Origin of the sequence: Halobacillus sp. BAB-2008, assembly GCF_000328325.1 — a bacterium.
GTDB lineage: Bacteria > Bacillota > Bacilli > Bacillales > Halobacillaceae > Halobacillus.
On sequence record NZ_ANPF01000050.1, the window covers coordinates 25117 to 47739 of the forward strand.

Consider the following 22623-nt stretch of genomic DNA (forward strand, 5'->3'; position numbering starts at 1 on the left):
CTCTTTTTCTATATTTTATTCAATAGAGAAGATATAGGAATAAATCGGCTGTCCACCTGTGTGAACTTCCACTTCCAAATCTTCGAACGTATCTTCAATATACGCTTCCAACTGACCAATTTCATCTTCTTCAACTTCTTCACCAGTAAGAATGGTCAGGATTTCATCTTCATCCTCATCGATCATCTCGCGAAGCAGAGCCTTCGCTGCCTCTAACGCTTCTTTTGCCGTTGTTTGTATTTTACTTTCCGCGATCCCCATAAAATGGCCTTTTTCAATGGCTAGTCCATCGATCTGGGTATCCCGTACCGCATACGTAACCTGTCCGGTTTTCACTTCGGACATCAGCTGGCTCATTTCCTCTTTATTCGTGTCAAGATCCGCTTCCGGATTAAATCCTAGAAGAGCACTCATTCCCTGCGGAATGGTCTTCGTCGGAATAACGGCTACTTCCACATCAGCAAGCTCGGCCGCCTGTTCCGCCGCCATCACAATATTCTTATTGTTCGGGAGAATGAGCACACGGTCTGCATGGGCTTCCTTGATCGCTTCCGACAGATCCTGGGTACTAGGGTTCATTGTTTGTCCACCTTGGATGACAACTGTCGCGCCGAGGCTTTCGAACAATTTCCTGATCCCTTCCCCCATACTTACTGTGACGATACCGTATGGCGCTTTCTTTTCCTGCTTAGCGCCTTTTTTCTTGTCTCCTACAATAGATGTATGCTGTTCACGCATATTCTCGATCTTCATGTTAATGAGACTGCCGTACTTCTGACCGAGCGTCATCGCTTCGCCGGGATACTCGGCATGAACATGCACTTTAATTAAGTCTTCATCGGAAACGACTAGGAGGGAATCACCAATTTCGCTGAGCTGGTTGCGGAATGCATCCTCATCATAAGGGTTTTCCGCAAGCTTGTCCTCTTCGAATTTCACCATGAATTCCGTGCAATAGCCGTATTCGATATCTTCCGTATTCATGAAATCCTGAGCAGATTTATGATGTTCTGCATTGACCATATCATCCATGGATACGGTTTCCTGAACTGCCGGAAGTTCTTCCCCTTTCAAGGAAGCAAGAAATCCTTCATAAATGGTTACAAGACCCTGGCCGCCACTGTCCACGACTCCGACTTCCTTTAAAACAGGAAGCAGTTCCGGGGTCCGTTTAAGCGATGCTTTCGCAGCTTTTACCACTTCTTCCATAAACGGAATGAAAGCCGTGTGCTTTTCTGCAGCTTCCACCGAACCTTCCGCTGTTTCACGAGCTACGGTAAGAATTGTTCCTTCTACCGGTTTCATAACCGCTTTATAGGCTGTATCCACGCCGCCTTCAAGAGCCGCCGAGAAATCTTTCGTTGTCAACGTTTCCTTATCTTCATTAACTTTTGAGAAACCACGGAAGATTTGAGAAAGGATGACACCGGAATTCCCACGGGCGCCCATAAGCAGTCCCTTGGACAGTGCTTTCGCCACTGCCCCTGCATGATTTTGATCTACGGTTTTCACTTCCTCCGCTCCGGAGGTCATGGATAAGTTCATGTTCGTTCCTGTATCTCCGTCTGGTACGGGAAATACGTTTAGGGCATCGATCATCTGGGAATTTCTCTTCAGATGATGCGCCCCCTGTAAAATCATTTCGGCCAACATTTTGCCGTCTAGCTTTTCTACCGTCACACTTACGTCCTCCTTTGACTGCAACCGCTGCTTTATGCGCTTGTCACACGGACTCCCTGGATAAAGATGTTCACAGAGTCAACGGACAAACCGACTGTTTTGTTCAGTGTGTATTTCACTTGAGATTGGACGTTATGAGCCACCTCAGAAATCTTCGTCCCATAACTTACGATGATAAACATATCTATATGAAGGCGATCTTTGTCCTGTCTGACAACGACCCCTTTGGAAAAATTTTCTTTACGGAGCATTTCGGACAGGCCGTCCCGTATCTGGTTCTTCGAAGCCATGCCGACAATTCCATAACACTCGACTGCCGCCCCTCCGGCGATCGTTGAGATTACTTCATTACTAATAGTGATATGACCATATTGGTTGTTCAAATCCACGGACATATAGATCCTCCTTTATAATCCTCGTATTCTTACTCAATTATAACATAAGATTCACAGGTGAATTCTGCTTCAATTCCCGAAAAGGATCTGAATATCCCTTATATACTTTGAGACATATCCATGTATCTGTCAAGAAGAAATTCTTGATATAATTCGACCTATCTTATTGCAAACCTTATTTTGATATGATAAAGTTACTAAGTATCTGATGATTTATGTAACAGGAGGGATTTTTCATGGCACGTAGTGTTATATCTGGTAAAGGTACACGTTCAGGTAACCACCGTTCACACGCGATGAACGCTAATAAACGTCAATTCAAAGCTAACCTTCAAAAAGTACGTATTCTTGTAGATGGTAAGCCTAAGAAAGTTTACGTTACTGCACGTGAGCTAAAATCAGGCAAATTACAACGCGTATAACTCTTTGAACAAAAGAAGCACCCGGATTCCGGGTGCTTTTTTTGTTGGGCCTGTTAGTCTTTTTTGAATGTACTTATGACTGCACGCACTATGCCCCCGACGAACCGCGGGAGTTTGATAGTATAAAATTTCAAAGAGCCCCTCCTCCTGTTATAACTGATGGAACAACCCTTCTCTACCCTCTATTAGTCAAGTCTTTGCTTCTTATTACTAAGAGTATGCCTGCCTGAAAGGAAAAAGTACCCGTATCTTCAAGAAGCCTGTTCGAAATGCAGAGGGTTGATCCATAAGGTACATATGCGTCTGTGAGTGGATAATAAAAACCCTTTAGAGTAAGCCCTGACACATCCAGGGTGACAGGCAGGAAAGAGATGTACGGGTATTCTTCATCCGCTTCTATCGTATGCTCTCCGGCTTTGACTAATTCCACTCGATTTTGTTTATCTACGATGGTCGCTTTCACATCCCGTTCTGCAAGCGTGTAAAGCAGCTGAATGTTAGCTTGGGAATGATCAAGCCTTCCTCCCGTCACTCCGACTAATAAAATATGCGCAGGGTTTCTTTTTTGTGCTTCTATCACAGCAAGCTCAAGATCGGTTTCATCTTTCTCATCCGGATATATACGTGTTTCAGCTGCCGAAGCCTGAATACGCCTTAATACTTCCAGTGATACAGAATCAAAGTCTCCGATGGCAAGATCCGGTTTAATGCCTTGCTCGATCAGTACTTCGGCTCCCTTGTCTGCACCGATCCACAGGCAATCCCCTTGCACTGTCTGTTTCAGGTCTGGTATGTAAGCTGCCGGTCCTCCTCCGACAATGACGATGGTGTGGTTCATATGATTCCCTCCAAGATTAATGATGAATAAACAAGAAGCTCAAATGGATGCCTGCTGGCAATCATTTGAGCTTCTTCCCCTTATAAAGAGCTGCGAATCGCATCTATCGCTTTTTTACGGTCGGGGTGATTGAAAACAGCGCTTCCTGCTACGAGGACATCAGCACCGGCTTCGGTGCAAAGGCGTGCCGTTTCTTCATTGACGCCGCCATCAATCTCAATTTCAAAATCCAGCGCTTCTTCCGTTCTCCATGCATCGATCTGGCTGACTTTAGGCAGTACAGAATGTATGAATGACTGACCACCGAAACCAGGATTGACCGTCATTAACAATACAAGATCCACGTCTTTCAGTATAGGACGAATCGCTTCGGCAGGTGTCGCAGGGTTAATGACCACACCTGCTTTCACCCCGTGACTTTTAATCAGTTGGATGGTGCGGTGGAGGTGCGGACACGCTTCCTGATGGACCGTTAGAATATCTGCGCCCGCTTTGGCGAACGTTTCCACGTAAGCTTCCGGATTCTCGATCATTAAATGGACGTCAAGCGGAAGGCTCGTCACCGGGCGGACCGCATCAACAATCAAAGGGCCGATCGTAATGTTTGGAACGAAATGTCCATCCATGACATCTACATGGATATAATCTGCTCCTGCGAGCTCGACGTCTTTAATTTCCTCTCCCAGTTTAGCAAAATCGGATGCTAAGATGGATGGTGCAATTTTTGTCATCGTTTAATACCTCGGCTTTCTATTCTGTATTTCTTCCAGGAACTGCAGATAATGTTGGTAGCGCTGGCTGCTGATGTTACCTGCCTCTACTTCCATTTTCACCGCACATTTAGGCTCTTTATGATGCAGGCAGCCTCTGAATTTGCACCCATCCTGAACCGCCACAAATTCCGGAAAGCACTCCGGCAGCTGTTCCAGTTCCAAGTCTGCAAATTCAAGCGAACTGAACCCCGGCGTATCTGCTACAAGCCCATTGGATATTTCATACAGTTCCACATGCCTCGTCGTGTGCTTCCCGCGGCCGAGACTCTCTGATATTTCATCCGTATCAATGGACAACCTGGAATCGATGGAATTCAAGAGAGAGGATTTCCCTACCCCCGACTGACCGGCAATTACAGTCGTGCGGTCTGCAAGATGGGACTGGATCAAGTCCATCGCCTCTGGATCATTGACAGCAGACAGGATAACGGGATAGCCGATTTCGCCATACATCGTCTCATAATGCTGCATCTCTTTCACCTGATCTTCATCCAGACGGTCCATTTTCGAAATAACGATAATCGGTTCAATCCGTTTCGCTTCCACAAGAACAAGGAAACGATCGAGGAGAAGCGCATTGAAATCCGGTCGGGTAGCGGATGTTACAATCAGAGCCTGATCCACATTGGCAATCGGCGGCCGCACAAATTCATTTTTCCGTTCTTCAATAGATAAAATATACCCTTCTTCCCGATTGTCCGCTTTGAATTCGACCATGTCACCGACGAGAGGAGACACTTTCTTCTTCCGAAAGTTACCTCTCCCTCTGCATTGGTAAATTTCTCCCTCATGAAGGACATAATAAAACCCGCTTAAGGCCTTGATTATTTTGCCTGTCGCCATGATTTCACCTTCTTAATACGATACACTTTCTTCTGCAATGACTTCGTCACCCCTTTGAACTTTATACGCTGCTTCCGTATCTTCGGCAATCGTCAATGTTATATCGAACGACGTCGTCTCGGTAATGGTCTCCTCAATGACAGGCTCTTCCATATCCCGTTCCAAGTCATCCACATAAATGAGCACCTGCTGCTCGGTCTCTTCCGAAGCCTCATCGAAAGGCACTTCTACCGAGACGGTCTCCTCCCGAGGCGGCTTTTCCTCAGGACCCAAGGAAACAGTAATGGTTACCGTCGAACCTTCCTTGACTTCTGTGTATGGGTCTGGATCCTGCGTAATGACGCGTCCCTTGTCCACCTCATCGGAATACTCTTCCACTACCTGCATTTTAAGATTACGATTATCAAGATAACTTTCCGCCTGCTCCTTCGTCATATCATCCAGCCGACCTAAATCGATGGTCGGTGGGCCGCTGCTGACACGGAAAATGACCTTCGATTCATCCGGAAGTACTTTCGTCCCGGGTTCCGGGGACAGCTGCGCCGTAATTTCTCCCGGCGGCTGATCGCTCGTTTCAGGTATTCGTTCAATTTCAGAATACCCTTTATCCCGAAGCTCCTCTTCGACACTGTCGAAATCTTCCCCTGTGTAATCTTCAAATTCGACCCGTTCTCTTCCAAGGCTTGAATAAACGGTTACTTCAGACTCTTCTTGAACCGTACGGCCGGCTTCCGGATCCGTCCGAATGACCATTCCCTCTTCGACATCTTCTGAAAACATCGTTTCCCGGTTCACTTTTAAGTTCAAATCGCTCAATTCACTGTAAGCCTCTTCATATTCCATGCCTGCGACATCAATCATCTCGACTTCTGCCGGCCGAATAAATCCAGGAACATAAAGTGCAGCTGCCGTTCCGCCACCCAAAAGCAGAAGGATAAGGATCGTGACGATCCACGGCCAGACTTTCCGTTTTTTCTTCGGTTTTTTCGGCTTATTTACTTTTTTATTCTTTTTCTTTTTGCCTTTCTTCGCCGGAGCAGGAGGTTGGTTATATTCCTGCGTTTCCTCCTCAGCAGGAGTCTGGACACCATTCGGCTGAGAATGGATAATCGTGTCTTCTTCGGTCTGTTCACCATACACATCATTTGTAATGACCGGGATGGCCTTCGTCATTTCTTCCTCGTCATCCTGCGGTATTTCGAAAGCCGCTTCATCTCTCCGATCGAGTTCCAAAGACGTTTCAATATCCTGTTCCATATCCAATACAGACTCATATCGGTGGAAGGGATCTTTAGCCGTCGCTTTCAGAACGATGTTCTCCACGCTTTGCGGAAGGTCCGAATTCCATCGTTTCAAGGACGGTGTCTCATGCTGCAAATGCTTTAAAGCAATGGACACAGGAGACTCACCGGAGAAAGGAAGGCGTCCTGTCAGCAGTTCGAAGAAAACAATACCAAGAGAATAAATATCAGATTTCTTTGTAGCGACACCGCCGCGTGCCTGCTCCGGTGATAAATAGTGGACGGAGCCGAGCACCGAATTCGTCTGCGTCAGCGAAGTAGCACTTAACGCCATCGCAATCCCGAAGTCTGTTACTTTTACATGTCCATAGTGATCAATTAATATGTTCTGCGGTTTTATGTCCCGGTGAACGATTTCATTATCATGGGCATGGGCGATCGCAGAGGCTACCTGCCTCATGATATCGACAGCATCGGAAGCGTCAATCGGGCTGTGCTGCTGGATGTACTGCTTTAAGGTCATTCCGTCCACGTATTCCATCACCATGTAATAGATGTCATCTTCTTCCCCGACATCATAGATATTGACGATATTAGGATGGGAAAGGCTTGTGGCAGACTGTGCTTCCCGGTGGAACCTGGCAATGAATTCCTCGTCATTCCCGTGTTCTAAACGTAGGACTTTGACGGCCACCTCCCTGTTGAGGATGGTATCATGGGCGAGATAAACGTTTGCCATACCCCCGCCGCCGATCATCTCCCCTACGCGATAACGGTCATTAAGGAGACGGTCCTGGAGCATTATTGTACACCCTCTTTCTCATGGGTTGCCGAATCATAATGGACGACAGCAAGGGTGATATTATCTTCTCCGCCCCGTGCGTTGGCCAGTTCAATTAATCGACGGCAAAAATCTTCCCATTCCCCATGAAAATCTTTCAGCTCAGATAATTCCTGATCATTCACCTTGTTCGTCAATCCGTCTGTACACAAAAGAAGACGGTCATCTTTTTCAAATTCCAGCGTGCGGACATCCGGTTCCAAACCGAATTCGGTTCCGAGAGCTTTCAACAGAACGTTCTTCCTGGGATGATGTTCCGCCTCTTCTTCCGTGATCTGCCCTGTCCGTACCAGCTCATTGACTAAAGAATGGTCATCCGTTACAGACTGGAACCCATATGCATTCGCAAGGTAACAACGGCTGTCTCCGATATGAGCGATTGTCGCAAACTGGTCCGTGCTGATAGCTGCAACAATCGTTGTCCCCATCCCTTGACATTCCTCGTGCTCATCCGCATATGCTTTTATTTCATCGTTTGCGGACCGAACCGTTTCTATCATCCACTGCTCTGCCTCTTCCGGAGTCGCTATAGTGCCGGATTCTTTCCATTTGTTATGTAAATGATCGGTTGCCATCCGGCTTGCGACGTCTCCCGCCTGGTGGCCGCCCATTCCGTCGGCAACGACAGCGAGGATTGGTGCTTTTTCGGAAAACACACCACCCGCATCTTCATTATGATTGCGAACTTGCCCTTGGTCTGTAAGAAAATAGCCTAACATAGACTCACCTACTTTTGATTTCCCGGGGGCCACCGGAAATACAACCGATGCACCCTCCGAGTTATTGTTTGATCAATCGGGTCAAGAAAAATCCATCTGTATCCCACTCGTGCGGGAATAGCTGAAGTCCGTGTTCAGAAAGGCCGATGCCGTCCCTCAAAGCAGGTGGCAGATCTTCCTTAAACGAAGGATCCACACGGAATTCTGGATGTTTGGAAAGAAAGTGCTTCACAGCTTCTTCATTTTCATGACGGTCTACTGTACACGTACTATAAACAAGCTTGCCGCCTGATTTCAACAAAGGTGCCATCTCATCGAGGAGATCATCCTGGATTAAACGGAGCGAGTATATATCCTGTTCCGTTTTATGATACTTTATATCCGGCTTTCCGCGCAAAACACCAAGTCCGGAGCAAGGAGCATCGAGCAGAATACGATCAAAGTGTTCTGCCGCATGTTTCTCGCCAAGTTTTCGAGAATCGGCCTGCCCTGCCGTAATCGAAGTCAACTGCAGCTGTTTTGCTTTCTTCTCTACAAGCTTCGCTTTCTTCTCATGCAGATCATAAGCCAGTATTTCCCCTTCATCTGCCATCTTCTCCGCGATATGTGTCGTCTTGCCGCCGGGGGCACTACAGGCGTCAAGGACAGTCATACCTGAAGCAAGATCCATCATCTCCGCAACAAGCATGGAGCTTTGATCCTGTACGGTTACATATCCTTCCGCAAACAGCGGGTGTTTAAGTATGGCACCACCAGTGACGATCAATCCTTGCGGGGACAGCTGGCTTTCCTCTACGGTAAGCCCGTCTTCTTCCAGTCTGGAAACGACCTCTTCTCTGTCCATCCGCAGCGGTTGAATTCGGATGCTCATCGGCAAATGGCGGTTGTTCGCTTCACACATCGCCTCCGTCACTTCTTCTCCATATTGCTCCGCCCAACGTTTGACAAGCCAAAGTGGGTGACTCGTTCGGATCGCAAGCTTTTCCACCGGATCTGTAATCTCATCCAGATCCCGTCCACCATTCCTCTGTACGTTACGCAGCACACCATTCATAAACGATGCGATTCCCTTGTGGCCGCGCTTTTTCGATATCTCTACCGCTTCATGGATGATTGCATGATCCGGAACCCGCTCAAGGAACATCATTTGATAGACGGACATATAAAGAAGCCAGCGGACCCAGGGCTTTATTTTCTTTTGTTTCTGTATATAAGGTTGTATCGTATAAGCAATGAGATCGCGGCGCTGAAGAGTGCCGTATACGATTTCTGTCAACAGCCCGCCGTCCTGCCTGGAGAAATCCTGTTTATTGATTTCTCTATCCAGCAGTACGTGGCTGAAGCCGCCTTGATCTCCGATTCTCGTTAATAGATCGAGAGCCGTCTCTCTAAGTAAAAATTTAGTCATGCTGCTCCCCCAGACGATCTCCGATTTCTAATGATTGACCGGATCCGTTAATAAAGGCCTGGCCGTCCATTTTTTTCTTGCCGGACGGCTGCAGGGACGTAACCTTGACCGTTTTCCCGTCTCCGGTGGCGACAAGAAAACCGTCCTCTTCGATCCCTGTGACTGTTCCGGCTACTTCGGAACTTGTGCCGTCCACTTTCTCCACCCACCAGATCTTCATTGGTTTATCGTTCCAATACGTGTAGGCGACAGGCCAAGGGTGGAGGCCTCTCACATGATTATAGATGGTCTGCTGATCCTTGTTCCAGTCGATAAGCTCCTGCTCCCTTTTAATATTCGAAGCAAAAGTGACGAGGGTTTCGTCCTGCTTCTCCGGTATGATCTCCCCGGCCAACAGCTTCGGCAGCATTTCGGCCAACAGGTCGGAACCGGCTTCCGAAAGTTTATCATGGAGTGTTCCGACGTGGTCCTCATCCGTAATTGGGACAACTGTTTTGGCAAGCATATCGCCGGCATCCAGCTTTTTGACCATATACATGATCGTAACGCCCGTTTCTTTCTTACCTGCTAAGATGCTGTAATGAATCGGTGCTCCTCCCCTGAATTCAGGGAGCAGGGATGCATGGACGTTGATACATCCGTGCTTCGGTTCTTTTAACAACGCTTCCGGCAGGATCTGTCCGAAAGCTGCAGTAACGATCAAGTCCGGGTCATAAGCCAAGACTTCCTCGTATTCGTTCTTAATTTTCTCCGGTTGAAATACAGGAATGCCGTGCTTTTCCGCAGCCACTTTGACGGGCGGCGGGGTCATTACTTTTTTACGACCTTTCGGGCGGTCAGGCTGGGTGATGACGAGGACGACCTCGTATCCTTCTTCTATGATGCGGTCGAGAACGGGGACGGCGAAGTCCGGTGTTCCCATGAATGCGATTCTTGTCATGACTAGTTGCTCCCTTCTGACGACAGCTTACATAAGCTGGTACGGTTGAAAATCAACCGTGATTTGTAATCCATTTTCTTGTTTCATTTCTTCTTCATAGTAATGCAGGATCCGTTCCACGAATTTCCGCTGCTCTGGTTCTTTCTTGTATTTTACCATGCATTGATAGCGATATCTATTATTGATCCTGGTCAGCGCAGACGGCGTCGGCCCCAGTACAAAGGCACCATCGGACAATTGCTGCTGCATGAACATCGTTATTTTCTGGGTGACTTCCTGAACTTTCAGCTGATTCGGATGAGAAACCGTGAACAGCGTTAAGTAGTAATAAGGCGGGTACCGGAACGCTTTCCTAAGCTTCATTTCCTCCTGGAAAAAACGCTCAAAATCGTACGTGCTTGCAAGTTCAATGCTGTAATGTTCGGGTGTGTACGTCTGGACGACGACTTCCCCCGCCTTTTCGTGTCTCCCTGCCCGGCCGCTGACCTGCGTGAGGAGTTGGAACGTCTTTTCTGAAGCGCGAAAGTCAGGAAGGTTGAGCATCGCATCGGCCGCGAGCACTCCGACGAGCGTAACATTTCCGAAATCCAGCCCCTTTGCGATCATCTGTGTTCCGAGTAGAATATCCGCCTCTTTCTCACCGAACTGTTTCAGAAGCCGTTCATGAGCACCTTTGCGCCGGGTCGTATCCACGTCCATTCGGAGTACGCGCGCTTCTGGTATAAGCTCCTGCAAAGCTTCCTCCACCTTCTGCGTTCCAGTACCAAAGAAACGAATCGTTTTGCTTTCACACTCCGGACATTCCTTAGGCATTGGTTCTTCGTGGGAACAATAGTGGCATTTCAATTTATTCTGCCGCTTGTGATAGGTGAGGGCAATATCGCAGTGTGGACATTCCTGCACATGACCGCAGTCCCGGCACATGACGAATGTAGAATAACCACGCCTGTTCAAGAACAAGACGATTTGTTCTCCTTTGGCAATACGGTCCTCTATTTTCTCCTTCAACACCCGTGAAAACATCGTACGGTTCCCTTCATGAAGTTCTTCTCTCATATCGACAAGCTCTACTTCCGGCATGACCGCTTCGTTCATCCGTTTTTTCATCGTTAGGAGGTGATAGTTTCCCTTGACCGCCCTGGCGTAACTTTCAAGAGCCGGAGTCGCGCTTCCGAGAACGACGGGGCATCGGTGCGTCTCCCCGCGTTTGATGGCGACGTCCCTCGCATGGTATCTTGTTCTGTCCTCCTGTTTATAACTGGTTTCATGCTCTTCATCAATAATAATCAATCCGAGATTCGTAAAAGGAGCGAAAATGGCAGACCTTGCCCCCACGACGACTTGAACATCCCGGCGCTGGATCTTCCGCCATTCATCATACTTCTCCCCTGCAGAAAGGGCACTATGCAGAACAGCCACTTTTGACCCGAACCTTCCCTTGAATCGTTCCACCATTTGCGGAGTCAGCGCGATTTCCGGCACCAGCATGATTGCTTCTTCCCCTTTATCGATCACTTCCTGTATGGATTGCAGGTATACTTCCGTCTTACCGCTTCCGGTCACTCCGTGCAGCAGAAAAATTTCATGCTGCTTCTGTTCAATAGAACGGAGGATCGGCGTGATGGAAGACTGTTGTTCATCCGTTAACGGAAAAGGGGTTGTCCGCTCAAACTCTCTCTCGCCGTAGGGATCGCGGAACACTTCCTGCTTATATTCGCGAAGCGTCCCATCCTCTATAAGCGGCTTCAAGGAAGCCGGGGTTGTCGAAAGAAGCGACAGCAGCCGCTTCTTCTCTAATGCATGCGGATATTCAATGAAAAACTCAACAATTGCCAACTGTTTTTTGGCCCTCGGGGATATGTCCTGCCATTTCTCCTCCAATTGCAGTGGTTCAAGTGCAGGTTCCACCATCGGAATGACTTTCTTCGTTTCTCTGCTCTTCACTTCATAATGGACATCCACTTCGCCGTCATCCATGTGCTTCTTCAACAGACGGTAGCTGATGCCGGATCGTTCGAACTCCTCGAAATCAACGACACCCCTTCCATCAAAGAGCCGATCCAGCTCCGGCACGAGCGGTTCCTCCGTCAACTTCCAAAGTTCCTTACGGTATTTCGCTTTCATCACCTGAGGAATCATAACTTGGAGGCAGGATATATAGTAACTGAGCGTCTGACGGGAAAGCCATTTACCAAGCTCCAACAGTTCCTTTGTCAGCGTAGGAAGCACGTCCAGTACATCCGTGATGTTCTTTACCGACGGGAAACTGCTTGTTTCGGATAAAGAGACGACGTAGCCCATAATTTTTCTCGGGCCGAAGGGGACGATCACCCGGACGCCCGGCTGAACGATGCCTTCAAATTTCTCCGGAACTTTATAATCAAAGGGTCGATCCGTATTTTGAGATGGAACATCTACGATGACGTTGGCAATTGTCACGGGGTGTCACGCTCCACAAGCTCCCCGTATGCTTCTGTCAGTATCCGGGCGGCAAGCTCGTCTTTGCTCTGAAGCGGATACGTCTGCTCCTGCCCTTTTTTCGTAAGGAATAGAGAGGCGTTCGTATCCGTTCCGAACCCGGCCCCCGGATCTCCTACATTGTTGATCACGATGGCATCCAGGTTTTTATTGATGAGCTTTTTCCTCCCATAATGCTCCACATCGTTGGTTTCAGCTGCGAAGCCAATTAAATACTGGTGCTCCTTGCGCTGGCCAAGCTCGAAAAGAATATCCTTCGTCCGCTCCATCTCCACGACATAATTCCCGGCCTGTTTTTTCATTTTATGTTCATAGGTGACTTTCGGTCGGTAGTCGGCGACGGCAGCTGATTTGATGACAATGTCCTGATCAGGATAATGCTGCATCACAGCCTGAAACATATCTTCTGCCGTTGTTACATCGAAGCGATTTACGCCCGGGGGTGTATCCAGCTGAACCGGTCCCGCAATCAGAGTGACGTCCGCTCCAAGCGTTGCGGCCTGGCGGGCAAGGGCAAAGCCCATCTTCCTGTCGACGGGTTGGTGAAGTAACGGACAGGGTCAATCTTTTCCCTGGTCGGTCCTGCCGTAATTAATACACGTTTCCCTTCCAATATCTTTTTACGGTCCATTTCCCCTTCGAGCACACGTACGATCGTTTCCGGTTCTTCCAGCCTACCCTTCCCGACATAGCCGCAGGCAAGATATCCTTCTCCGGGCTCAATGAATCGAAAGCCCCACTCATCCAGCTGCTTCATGTTATTCATCACAGCAGGATGACTGTACATATGGACATTCATCGCAGGAGCAATGTAAACAGGTGCTTCTGTGGCAAGCAGTGTCGTCGTCAACATATCATCCGCATGGCCACCTGCCATCTTCGCTATCACGTTGGCTGTAGCAGGAGCGACGAGGAACAGGTCTGCCCAGTCCGCGACATCGATATGCTGTATTTGGGATGGGTCCTGTTCATGAAAAGTATCGGTGTATACAGGCTGTCTGGAAAGCGCCTGAAACGTAGTCGGCGTGATGAACTGCTGCGCACTGTTTGTCATGATCACCTTCACGTTCGCACCTGCCTGTACCAGCTTGCTCGTTAATGCAGCAGCTTTATAAGCGGCGATCCCGCCGGAGACTCCCAATGCAATGTTTTTTCCTTTTAACATAAGACGTTCCCCTTTGCTCGACTGGAATATATGTTTGCTACGTAGTAAAAGCCGCGCTGGATTCAGAGAATGAGCGCGGCTTTTGTACTTCTTATGGACCAAACGCATAACGAACGTCCGGTTTTATAGCGTTTCTGTACGGGCCTGGATTTCATCAGACTCGATGAAGTTCAACTTGCCGCTGTCGATTTCTTCTAAAGCGACACCTACTTGTTGAAAAGAGTTCGGGTTTTCGACCATCGGCGCGCTGCCCTGTTTCAATTCACGGGCTCTGCGGGCAGATAATGTTACAATCGTGTACTTGGATTTAATTTTTTTCTGTAGGGAGTCAATAGACGGTTCCAGCATCATAATTATTCATCCTCCAATGCTTTCTTATATTGATGAGCTACACGCTCACGCTTGCAGTGTTCACTGGCTACGATGGATTGTACTTTCGATACGGCATGATTAATGTCATCGTTGACGACAACATAATCATAGGCATCCATCATATCAATTTCTTCTTTAGCTGCGAGCAGACGGTTTTTCACTTTATCTTCTGTCTCGGTACCGCGGTTGACGATGCGGTCTTTCAATTCTTCCAAAGAAGGCGGAATTAAGAAGACGAATACCCCTTGCGGAAAGTTCTCGCGGACCTTCATCGCACCCTGGACCTCGATTTCCAGGAAAACGTCTTTCCCTTCCTCAAGCGTCTGCTCCACATATTGACGGGGTGTTCCGTAATAGTTGCCGACATACTCGGCATGTTCAATGAGCTGTCCTTGGGAAATCAATGTCTCAAACTCATCTCTCGTTTTAAAGAAATAGTCGACGCCGTCCACTTCCCCTTCACGAGGTTCGCGTGTCGTCATACTAATAGAATAACGCAAATCTGTCGACTGTTCGAACAAAGCCTTTCGTACAGTACCCTTCCCGACCCCGGAGGGGCCGGACAGTATAAATAAAATTCCTTTCTGATCAATCACTTCAGTTTGTCCCCCTAATTTTCATCTGAAATCTCATCATGGCTGATTACCCGCTGCCCTACGGTTTCCGGCTGAACGGCGGAAAGGACGACATGATCGCTGTCGGTAATGATGACGGCTCTCGTTCGACGGCCGTATGTAGCATCTACTAGTTTATTATTGTCACGTGCAACGGTAATAATACGTTTGATGGGCGCAGATTCCGGTGAAACGATCGAGATAATGCGGTTGGCAGAAACTACATTTCCAAAGCCGATGTTAATTAACTTCAAACTCAAAGCTGACTCCTCCTTCTTCTGACCAAGCACTGTAATCACTAACTCTATTATATGAAAAAACTAGTGATAAACACAATTGTTATTCGACATTTTGCACTTGTTCTTTCATTTTCTCCAATTCATTTTTCCATTGGATGACGATCTCGAGCAGTGCGCTGTCATTGGATTTCGAGCCGATTGTATTCACTTCGCGATGCATTTCTTGAATCATGAAATCAAGCCGGCGTCCGACAGCTCCCTTTTCATTCAGGAGACGTTCCACCTGCAGAAGGTGGGAATCCATCCGGGTCAACTCTTCTGTCACGTCCCCTTTTTCTGAAAGAATGGCAATCTCTTTGAGAAGCTGGGACTCTTCCGGGTCGATGAATTCTCTTGAGAATTCTTCAACCCTTTGTTTAATCCGGTCCCTGTATTCCTTGATAAAGGCCGGGCGTCTTACTTCCATTCTCTTTAACAACGCCCGCATAGCCCGAACACGTGCTTGGAGGTCTGTCCAGATCCGTTCCCCTTCCAGACTCCGCATCTTATTCAAGGCCCGCAGCGCAGCAAACATCGCTTCGTCCAGTACAGGTTTTATGTAGGATGTATTCTCCTTTGTTTCCTTAACAGAAAAAACATCGTCTAACTTGGATACCATATCAATAGTCATTTCGCCCGTCAAATCATAATGACTTTTCAGTTTCTTCCATTGATGAATATACTGATCGGTCAAATCCCAGTCGATATCCACCCTCTTTTTCAAAAAGCCGTCTCCGTCAATCATGACAGATATGTCGATATGTCCTCTTTCCAGCTCTTGTTTAACGGCATTTCGTACAGCCTCTTCCATAGATAGAAAGCTCGCGGGCAGTTTCACATGGATATCGAGAAAACGATGGTTAACAGCTCTCAACTCAACATGAACGACCGTCCCATCCTTTTCCACCCTTCCCTTACCGTATCCCGTCATACTCTTCATCCATCTCACACCCATCGTAGATTATCCGAAACAACATTCTACCATTAGCCGCTTCGTATAGCGAGGGTGTAAGGAATTTTCTTAGAATTCCCTCCTGCACTCGTGCTATACTTGCAACAGTAGAGAGGTGAAGACCATGTCGTTTGACGGAATCGTCACCCGGGCGATTACTCATGAATTAAATGAGACCATCCGCTCGGGTAGAATTATGAAAATTTATCAGCCGACGGACACGGAACTGGTATTTACCGTCCGTTCCCAGAGAAAGAAACACAGCCTGCTGTTATCGGCTCATCCCAGTTATGCACGCTTCCATCTGACGGAAGATATTTATAACAACCCGAAAGAACCGCCGATGTTGTGCATGCTGCTGAGGAAACACCTGGTCGGAGGATTTGTAGAAGAAATCGAGCAGGTGGATATGGAACGAATCGTAAAATTGAAAGTTCGAAGCAGGAATGAAATTGGAGATGAAACCATCAAGACCCTGATTATAGAAGTGATGGGGAAACACTCCAACATCCTGCTTGTAGATGAAGAGGAAGGGCATATTCTAGACAGTATCAAACACCTACCTCCTTCGCAGAACAGGCACCGTACTATCATGCCCGGTCAGCCATACAAACTCCCTCCGGAACAAGGAAAACTTAATCCGATTGATTTAGATCCGGATCTATTCATTAGAAAGCTTGACTTTAACAGCGGAAAAATGGATAAACAAATCCTTAATCTCGTCATGGGATTCTCGCCGATGATAGCCAAGGAGATCGTTCATCAGGCAGGGCTTGGTGGATCAGATGCCCTCAAGCAATCCTATAAGAGCTTTCGGGATCGTATCCTTGCCCACGATTATACGCCCCAGGCGCAGCTCAGCGGAAAGAATCAGTTCTATGTATTTCCACTCCAAGCATTTGATGGGGAAGTGGAACAGTACGAGAGGGTAAGCGCCATGCTTGATGACTACTATTCGGGCAAAGCGGAAAGGGACCGTGTCAAGCAGCAGGCCGGCGATCTCCATCGTTTCATGAAAAATGAGAGAGATAAAAATATCCGTAAAATCAAAAAACATGAAGATACGTTGAAGAAATCGGATTCCGCCGACCGCTATCAGCGCTTAGGAGAGTTGTTGACCGCTCACATGCATCTCGTAAAACCGGGGGATGAGGCGGTAACAGTCGTTGATTACTATGATCCGGAACAGGCCGAGATCACCATCGACTTGAATCCGAATAAATCTCCGAGTGAAAATGCTCAAAGCCTTTTCCAAACGTACCAGAAACTCAAGAAATCCAAGCAGGTCGTTAAGGTGGAGATAGAAAAAGCGGAAGATGAAATTGCCTATTTCGACCGGCTGCTTCAACAGGTGGAGACCGCTCGGGAAGAGGATATTGAAGAAATCCGTGAAGAGCTTCGCGAGCAGGGCTACCTGAAGATGAAGCCCCAGTCCAAAGGAAACAAAAAGAATAAGCAGGCAACCCCGGCACCCGAGGCATTCGAAGCCAGTGACGGAACCCTCATCTACGTAGGAAGAAATAACAAACAAAATGAATACTTGACGAACCGGCTCGCCCACAAAACAGACATTTGGCTCCATGCCAAGGACATCCCCGGGTCCCATGTCGTCATTAAGAGCAGCGACCCGAATGAAGACACCCTGTTTGAAGCAGCACAGCTGGCAGCGAACTTCAGTAAATCGAGCCGCTCATCCTCTGTACCGGTCGATTATACTCTGATCCGTCATGTGAAAAAGCCATCCGGTGCTAAACCAGGCTTTGTGACGTACGATAACCAACAGACCTTATTTGTAACACCTGATGATTCTTTCATCAAAAAGTTGAGAAAGAACAAAAAAGAACAGCAGTAGAAGAAAGCCGGACGATTGTAACAATCGCCCGGCCTTTTACGTTCACTCAGTTGCTGTATTGATCCTTTTTCTCTTTTCCTTTATCGAGAATATCCTCTCTTCTTTCATCGCCTTCCTCATCCGTCTGGTCGAGAGCGGCATCAAAGTCCGCTTCCAACTCTTTCAGCGTATCTGCCCGTTCCTCAATGAGTTCATAGATTTGTTTATTCGTATCACTATCGATTCGATCGTCTTGTGATAAGTGTAGGACTGCATTTTTCAGGTTGCTCTGTTCCCGGAACGTAAGGTTCTTAAAATCGGTCCTCTCCCTGTACAACTCATTTAACTTATCTGTCTGTTCTCTCGCGACGTTATTAAAATTATCGGTCGTCCACCTGCTCCATTCGTTAAAGAGACGAACTCGTTCTCTTTCGAACAGACGCTGGAAATCCGCTGCAGAGTCGACGCTTTCATACTCCCCGCCGCCGGCCTTGGCTACATCCATTAACTGTTCCTGCCCTTCATCATCCACATCAAAACCAATAACGTGGATGGTTCCTTCTTCCCCGGAATCGCGCAGAGCACCTGCTGCCGCGACTGGATCACCGCCGCATGTTTCGATTCCGTCACTTACAATATAAACCAACTGCTGCCTCACTTTCGGTCCGGATTTCAAATCCTTCTCCGTCTCTTCTATGGCCTTGGCAATCGGCGTCCACCCAACCGGCTCTACCCCTTCCAGTGTTTGTTGGAAAGCTTCTTCATCGTAAGCCTTCCTGTCGTAAACATTCTCAGTACTGGAACAGGACAATGCTTTATCAGACTCTTTGCTGCTGCCTTCCTGTCCATAAATACGAAGAGAAACATTGGATCCTTCCGGCATGGAGGCCACAAAATCATGGATGGCGTCCTTCGCATGGTCCATCTTCTGTCTGCCGTCAATCGTCTCTGCCATACTTCCACTGGAGTCCAGGAGGAACGTTATGTTGGCGGAACCTTCCACTTTCTTCCCTTCCTCCAGTTCCATTCCTCCAGGTGTATCAGACACCTCTGTTTCGATATTCGCTTGGAATGATTGGATGAACTCTGAGTATTCACGGTATTGCCCGGATTCACTCATTAAAGGGAGGATGTTCATATATATTTCTTCCGCTTCCATTCCTTCCATGTCCAAGTCATCCAAGGCTTGGTTAACCTTTTCTTTATCATAATGCTCGCCGGCGTATTCCCCAGCCTCTTCCTGGAGAATATCATCCATCGTTTCCGAAAGCTCCATGGACGGAGATTCTGCCGGCTCCGATTCCTGCTCCTTTCCCGGTACCTCCTCCTTATTGACAGTCTTCGTCTCTTCTCCTAATGAGCAAGCAGTGAGTACCAGGATCACTAACAAACCGAGCATGCCTACGTATTTTCTCATTCAAATCCTCCTGTTCAACTTGCGTGTTCGTTACAGGAATTACGGACTGTGGGAGGGAATGTTTCACATTTCGCCAAAGATGGGAGTATACTCCTCCCTCCACTCATCCCATATACCTATAAATGAAAAACCGCAAACCTTAATCGGTCCGCGGTTTCATTTCTTGATTCCCTTCATTTGCGCCAAGCACATCGCCCATAAGCATCAAAGCTTGATTTATTTTCCATACATAGTAGAGGTGGTGAACGAGATCGCCCTGATTTTCGTTGTGGTTCGGAGCGTGGCGTTCGATTTCTTCTCTCTCTTGTTTAAGGTCATAAAACTCTCCAGCAATCTTATTCGTTTCGATCAACGTCTGGACAAGTTCCATATTGTAGCTGAGTTTCCTCTCCATTTCTTCAAACGTCCGGCAGAGTTCTTCTGGATATTGAAAGTTCTTCTGATAAGAGGAAGCGACCAAATGTTTAGCATAATAGTTAATGGCCGTAAACACGGTGATCAACCTTGGAAGTCTGGAATACTTCCTCGCACCAGGGCCTTGAAGAATCGGCTTTGCTTCATCTTCCATAGCCTGGATTTTATCATCCATATCAAAAGCGGTGTTGGCTAAATTCTTCACCTGCACCGGTGTACGGAACCCTTTCACGTAGGAAGTGACGTATGTTTCCAAATTCTCGAGATAACCGGTGAACACTTCCGTAATCTTGTCCATCGTTCTGGATGGGAGAATAAACGCAGATACGGCTAGTGCAATTGCCGCACCGATGATGGTATCAAGGACACGGGCACCCAGCAGCTGATAGCTGATTCCTCCGAGCAGGAGATCGTACATAAAAGCAATGAGCATCGTAATGAAAACACTCATAAGCGTATAGGATACAGTCAGTAAATAGAAGGCGAAGAAAACGACGGAGAACAACAGAGCGATGATCAGGACAATGTGTCCGGATACGAGATTGGCAAGAAGAAACCCGATGACAGCGCCGATAACCGTTCCGACGGACCGCTCCAAGCCTTTCAAGTACGTTCTTCCTACCGTCTCTGTACCCAAGAGGACAATGAAAGCAGTAAGGACAATCCAATAAGGCTGGATCGGTGATATCAAATAACCGGCTATTATGGCAATCGTTCCGGCTATCATCGACTGAATCGCCTTTTTCGTGGTAGGTTTCATTTCTTTGGTACCCGTATCCTCTTCCTTTTCTGTTTCTTCTATTACCTCTTCTGAGCTGTTATCTGCAATATCGTTCCTTACTTTCTGTGCCCCTTCTGTTACATGCGAGGCGATCGCTTCAATCCGTCTGACGAGATACAGCCAGCCTTCCGGAGGACCGGTACGCTCTTCGAAAAGATCATCGATAAGGCTTCTTAAAGCAAGTACCACATTTCTTGCTTCCTTCAGGTTTTCATCTTCGCTTCCTGTATCCAGTATCTTTGCCTGCTTTAGTGAATGGATGACACGCACAAGGAGTGAACGCAGCTCATCCATTTCCAATGCCCCGTCTTCCTTCAAACGTTTCAGGCTGTCTGAAAGCGTCATGACGAACATGGCCGTATCGAAGATATAGAGACGCAGTTGACTCGGCTTCAAACCCTGCCAAAGTTTACGAACGTCTTCTTCATTGATATCCGTCGATACATTACTCGCATACTGCCTCAATTTCTTGACATTGTATTCCGCTTTTCTCTTTTTTGCCTCTGTCATATCCGGCTCTTCGATAATCTCAATCATCATTTCGAAAGTAAGGTTCGCCTGTCTGTGAAAGGATTGGATGCTGCGTCTGAGCAATTGAGCCGAATCTTTAAATAAATAGAAATTATAAAAGAAGGCGTAACTGATCCCGATGACGACCGCCAGATAAAACCATGGAAATTGTGCGGGGGGGAGTTTCAGAAACGAAGAAAGATACGTTGTAAAGAAGGCGATCATACCCAGCGAGAAGTACCGGCTGCCATACTGAGAAAAATAGAAACTGCTGAAAATGATAATAATCATCAGGATGGCTACAAGTACGGCATTGAAGGAAAGTAAAGAGCCTAGAGTAATTCCACTACTGGCTGAAATCGCAAGCAGTCCCGTCGTTACCTGCTTCTTCCTCCTCGTATCATCCATGACGACCATGATCCCCATCATTCCCGCCATACCGGAAACGACCGCCGGGAGCAAGGGGGAGTGACCGAACATGTTCATAAGGAAAATGGTCGTAAAAACAGAAGAAATAAGACTGATCGTCGCCTTTCCGGCTTGACTGAGCCGCTTTCTTCCAGGATCCGATGCTAATAATCTCCTGAACCAATATTTCACACGCAGTTTTGCTTCTACCATTATGTGTACCGCCCCCTTTCCGATTTTTTATTCATACTTATCTATCGTAATCCGTTTTGTTTGTGAGGACAAATGATTTGACCGCCGTATCCTTATTTTTAAGTATTCCAACTTTTTGCAGACAAAAAGACCACGACGTGCATCGTGGCCTTACGTAAGGAAATAGGCGAAAAAAGCGACGGAACCAAAGTAGGAGAATACCGCCTGCGCCCAGTAGCGCTTCCGCTCTCTCTTAAGCATGACAAAATTCCAGAGAAAGAAGACCAGCATCGAAAGGGTCAGAGAAAAAACCGGTTCGAGTACAGGCATCGATTCCAAAAATGTGAGCGCCACCCATGAGTATAAATAAATAAAACAGGTCAGGATTCCAAGGGCGGCATTCATGAGAATGAAACAAGAGTGCTTGTTTGATTTCACTGTCATCACCATTTTTATTTGATGCTTTTATCCTACTAGTGTCCTGCTTAAATAGCAACACCATCTCCCGTTAAGTTTGTGTAAAAATGTAAGGATCCTGACGCCATTCCGCCATCAACCTTCGCTCTTCCTCATTCATCCGCTCCGCATCAACCAAAGCATTCAGCAGGTTTTCGTAGCTTGTAATGGAGCGGTATGAGAGTCCTGCTTCCTTAAAGGCTTCATCCGCTTTATGAAGACCATAGGTGAAGATGGAAAGGACCTCAAGCACCTCCACTCCCTCCTTCTGAAGAGCCTCGGCTGCTTGTATGGAAGATTTCCCTGTAGAGATCAAATCTTCAATAACGACCGCCTTTTGCCCTTTGCGGATTCTTCCTTCGATTTGGTTACCCTTCCCGTGTTTTTTAGCAGAAGCACGGACATAAACCATGGGAAGCTCCAGCTTTTCCGCAATCCACGCTGCATGAGGAATACCTGCCGTTGCGCATCCCGCAATGACATCGACTTCCTCTCCAAGTTCTTCAATCTTTTCTATAAAAGCAGCGATGATTTTTTCCTGATCTCCGGATAAGACATCGTTAATCGGTTGTCGCAATAAATGGGAGACTTAATACCGGATGTCCAAGTAAAAAAGTCTTCTGTCTCAATTTTGACTGCTCCGATGGAAAGAAGG

Annotated in this window: 21 protein-coding genes and 1 pseudogene; 2 read left to right on the forward strand and 20 right to left on the reverse strand. The window is 47.4% G+C overall.

Annotated features, from left to right (window positions below):
* Positions 1-15: 15 nt before the first annotated feature.
* Entirely contained in the window at positions 16-1680 is a 1665-nt protein-coding gene (locus tag D479_RS11665) for a DAK2 domain-containing protein (RefSeq protein ID WP_008637220.1), read from the reverse strand.
* A gap of 32 nt (positions 1681-1712) precedes the next feature.
* Positions 1713-2075 carry an Asp23/Gls24 family envelope stress response protein gene (locus D479_RS11670; protein WP_008637222.1) on the reverse strand — a complete coding sequence of 121 codons (363 nt, stop codon included), beginning with the start codon at positions 2073-2075 and terminating at the stop codon, positions 1713-1715.
* A gap of 236 nt (positions 2076-2311) precedes the next feature.
* On the opposite strand from D479_RS11670, the gene rpmB reads away from it, so the two are divergent.
* A complete protein-coding gene (rpmB, locus tag D479_RS11675) occupies positions 2312-2497 on the forward strand; it encodes a 50S ribosomal protein L28 (protein WP_008637223.1) in 186 nt (61 codons plus the stop codon).
* Between the two features lie 53 nt (positions 2498-2550).
* On the opposite strand, the gene spoVM is transcribed toward rpmB, so the two are convergent.
* The 14 genes and pseudogenes from spoVM to D479_RS11740 form a co-directional block, all read right to left on the reverse strand.
* Positions 2551-2631 (reverse strand): stage V sporulation protein SpoVM, encoded by an 81-nt coding sequence (spoVM, locus tag D479_RS20240; protein ID WP_035531293.1) that lies wholly within the window; start codon positions 2629-2631, stop codon positions 2551-2553.
* A gap of 41 nt (positions 2632-2672) precedes the next feature.
* A complete protein-coding gene (locus D479_RS11680) occupies positions 2673-3335 on the reverse strand; it encodes a thiamine diphosphokinase (RefSeq protein WP_008637224.1) in 663 nt (220 codons plus the stop codon).
* An 80-nt stretch (positions 3336-3415) separates the two neighbouring features.
* On the reverse strand, positions 3416-4066 hold the full coding sequence (gene rpe / locus D479_RS11685; protein WP_008637231.1) for a ribulose-phosphate 3-epimerase: 651 nt from the start codon (positions 4064-4066) through the stop codon (positions 3416-3418).
* 3 nt (positions 4067-4069) lie between these two features.
* Positions 4070-4951: a ribosome small subunit-dependent GTPase A gene (gene rsgA, locus D479_RS11690; RefSeq protein ID WP_008637232.1), complete on the reverse strand. Its 882-nt coding sequence runs from the start codon at positions 4949-4951 to the stop codon at positions 4070-4072.
* 12 nt (positions 4952-4963) lie between these two features.
* The gene (gene pknB / locus D479_RS11695) at positions 4964-6994 is read right to left on the reverse strand and encodes a Stk1 family PASTA domain-containing Ser/Thr kinase (protein ID WP_008637233.1); all 2031 of its coding nucleotides are present in this window, start codon (positions 6992-6994) and stop codon (positions 4964-4966) included.
* Positions 6994-7752: a Stp1/IreP family PP2C-type Ser/Thr phosphatase gene (locus D479_RS11700; RefSeq protein WP_008637234.1), complete on the reverse strand. Its 759-nt coding sequence runs from the start codon at positions 7750-7752 to the stop codon at positions 6994-6996. The genes pknB and D479_RS11700 overlap by 1 nt, the downstream gene beginning before the upstream one ends.
* Before the next feature lie 61 nt (positions 7753-7813).
* Positions 7814-9160, reverse strand: a complete 1347-nt coding sequence (gene rsmB / locus D479_RS11705; protein ID WP_008637235.1) for a 16S rRNA (cytosine(967)-C(5))-methyltransferase RsmB — start codon at positions 9158-9160, stop codon at positions 7814-7816.
* The gene (gene fmt, locus D479_RS11710) at positions 9153-10100 is read right to left on the reverse strand and encodes a methionyl-tRNA formyltransferase (protein ID WP_008637236.1); all 948 of its coding nucleotides are present in this window, start codon (positions 10098-10100) and stop codon (positions 9153-9155) included. Before fmt ends, rsmB begins: the two co-directional genes overlap by 8 nt.
* A 27-nt stretch (positions 10101-10127) precedes the next feature.
* Positions 10128-12539, reverse strand: a complete 2412-nt coding sequence (gene priA, locus D479_RS11715) for a primosomal protein N' (RefSeq protein WP_008637237.1) — start codon at positions 12537-12539, stop codon at positions 10128-10130.
* Positions 12536-13743: pseudogene (gene coaBC / locus D479_RS11720) on the reverse strand (bifunctional phosphopantothenoylcysteine decarboxylase/phosphopantothenate--cysteine ligase CoaBC). Before coaBC ends, priA begins: the two are co-directional and overlap by 4 nt.
* A 123-nt stretch (positions 13744-13866) precedes the next feature.
* The gene (gene rpoZ / locus D479_RS11725) at positions 13867-14094 is read right to left on the reverse strand and encodes a DNA-directed RNA polymerase subunit omega (protein WP_008637239.1); all 228 of its coding nucleotides are present in this window, start codon (positions 14092-14094) and stop codon (positions 13867-13869) included.
* Between the two features lie 2 nt (positions 14095-14096).
* Positions 14097-14711, reverse strand: a complete 615-nt coding sequence (gmk, locus tag D479_RS11730; protein WP_008637240.1) for a guanylate kinase — start codon at positions 14709-14711, stop codon at positions 14097-14099.
* Positions 14712-14725: 14 nt separating this feature from the next.
* Entirely contained in the window at positions 14726-14989 is a 264-nt protein-coding gene (locus D479_RS11735) for a DUF370 domain-containing protein (protein WP_008637241.1), read from the reverse strand.
* Positions 14990-15068: 79 nt separating this feature from the next.
* Positions 15069-15947, reverse strand: a complete 879-nt coding sequence (locus D479_RS11740) for a YicC/YloC family endoribonuclease (RefSeq protein ID WP_162129288.1) — start codon at positions 15945-15947, stop codon at positions 15069-15071.
* A gap of 136 nt (positions 15948-16083) precedes the next feature.
* Between D479_RS11740 and D479_RS11745 the strand changes: the two genes are divergently transcribed.
* Entirely contained in the window at positions 16084-17811 is a 1728-nt protein-coding gene (locus D479_RS11745) for an NFACT RNA binding domain-containing protein (RefSeq protein ID WP_008637243.1), read from the forward strand.
* Between the two features lie 46 nt (positions 17812-17857).
* On the opposite strand, the gene D479_RS11750 is transcribed toward D479_RS11745, so the two are convergent.
* The 4 genes from D479_RS11750 to pyrE form a co-directional block, all read right to left on the reverse strand.
* Positions 17858-19207: a VWA domain-containing protein gene (locus D479_RS11750; protein WP_008637244.1), complete on the reverse strand. Its 1350-nt coding sequence runs from the start codon at positions 19205-19207 to the stop codon at positions 17858-17860.
* Between the two features lie 139 nt (positions 19208-19346).
* The gene (locus D479_RS11755; RefSeq protein WP_008637245.1) at positions 19347-21533 is read right to left on the reverse strand and encodes an FUSC family protein; all 2187 of its coding nucleotides are present in this window, start codon (positions 21531-21533) and stop codon (positions 19347-19349) included.
* 150 nt (positions 21534-21683) lie between these two features.
* Positions 21684-21956, reverse strand: a complete 273-nt coding sequence (locus tag D479_RS11760; RefSeq protein WP_235601483.1) for a hypothetical protein — start codon at positions 21954-21956, stop codon at positions 21684-21686.
* A gap of 64 nt (positions 21957-22020) precedes the next feature.
* Positions 22021-22545 (reverse strand): orotate phosphoribosyltransferase, encoded by a 525-nt coding sequence (gene pyrE / locus D479_RS11765; protein WP_008637256.1) that lies wholly within the window; start codon positions 22543-22545, stop codon positions 22021-22023.
* Between the last annotated feature and the right edge of the window lie 78 nt (positions 22546-22623).

Coding starts and splice junctions, on each gene's coding strand:
- D479_RS11755 (WP_008637245.1), bottom strand. CDS start 21,533: ATGGTAGAAGCAAAACTGCGTGTGAAATATTGGTTCAGGAGATTATTA.
- rpmB (WP_008637223.1), top strand. CDS start 2,312: ATGGCACGTAGTGTTATATCTGGTAAAGGTACACGTTCAGGTAACCAC.
- rpoZ (WP_008637239.1), bottom strand. CDS start 14,094: ATGATGCTGGAACCGTCTATTGACTCCCTACAGAAAAAAATTAAATCC.
- rsgA (WP_008637232.1), bottom strand. CDS start 4,951: ATGGCGACAGGCAAAATAATCAAGGCCTTAAGCGGGTTTTATTATGTC.
- D479_RS11745 (WP_008637243.1), top strand. CDS start 16,084: ATGTCGTTTGACGGAATCGTCACCCGGGCGATTACTCATGAATTAAAT.
- rpe (WP_008637231.1), bottom strand. CDS start 4,066: ATGACAAAAATTGCACCATCCATCTTAGCATCCGATTTTGCTAAACTG.
- D479_RS11740 (WP_162129288.1), bottom strand. CDS start 15,947: ATGAAGAGTATGACGGGATACGGTAAGGGAAGGGTGGAAAAGGATGGG.
- D479_RS11700 (WP_008637234.1), bottom strand. CDS start 7,752: ATGTTAGGCTATTTTCTTACAGACCAAGGGCAAGTTCGCAATCATAAT.
- D479_RS11750 (WP_008637244.1), bottom strand. CDS start 19,207: ATGAGAAAATACGTAGGCATGCTCGGTTTGTTAGTGATCCTGGTACTC.
- fmt (WP_008637236.1), bottom strand. CDS start 10,100: ATGACAAGAATCGCATTCATGGGAACACCGGACTTCGCCGTCCCCGTT.
- D479_RS11670 (WP_008637222.1), bottom strand. CDS start 2,075: ATGTCCGTGGATTTGAACAACCAATATGGTCATATCACTATTAGTAAT.
- pknB (WP_008637233.1), bottom strand. CDS start 6,994: ATGCTCCAGGACCGTCTCCTTAATGACCGTTATCGCGTAGGGGAGATG.
- rsmB (WP_008637235.1), bottom strand. CDS start 9,160: ATGACTAAATTTTTACTTAGAGAGACGGCTCTCGATCTATTAACGAGA.
- D479_RS11760 (WP_235601483.1), bottom strand. CDS start 21,956: ATGACAGTGAAATCAAACAAGCACTCTTGTTTCATTCTCATGAATGCC.
- D479_RS11680 (WP_008637224.1), bottom strand. CDS start 3,335: ATGAACCACACCATCGTCATTGTCGGAGGAGGACCGGCAGCTTACATA.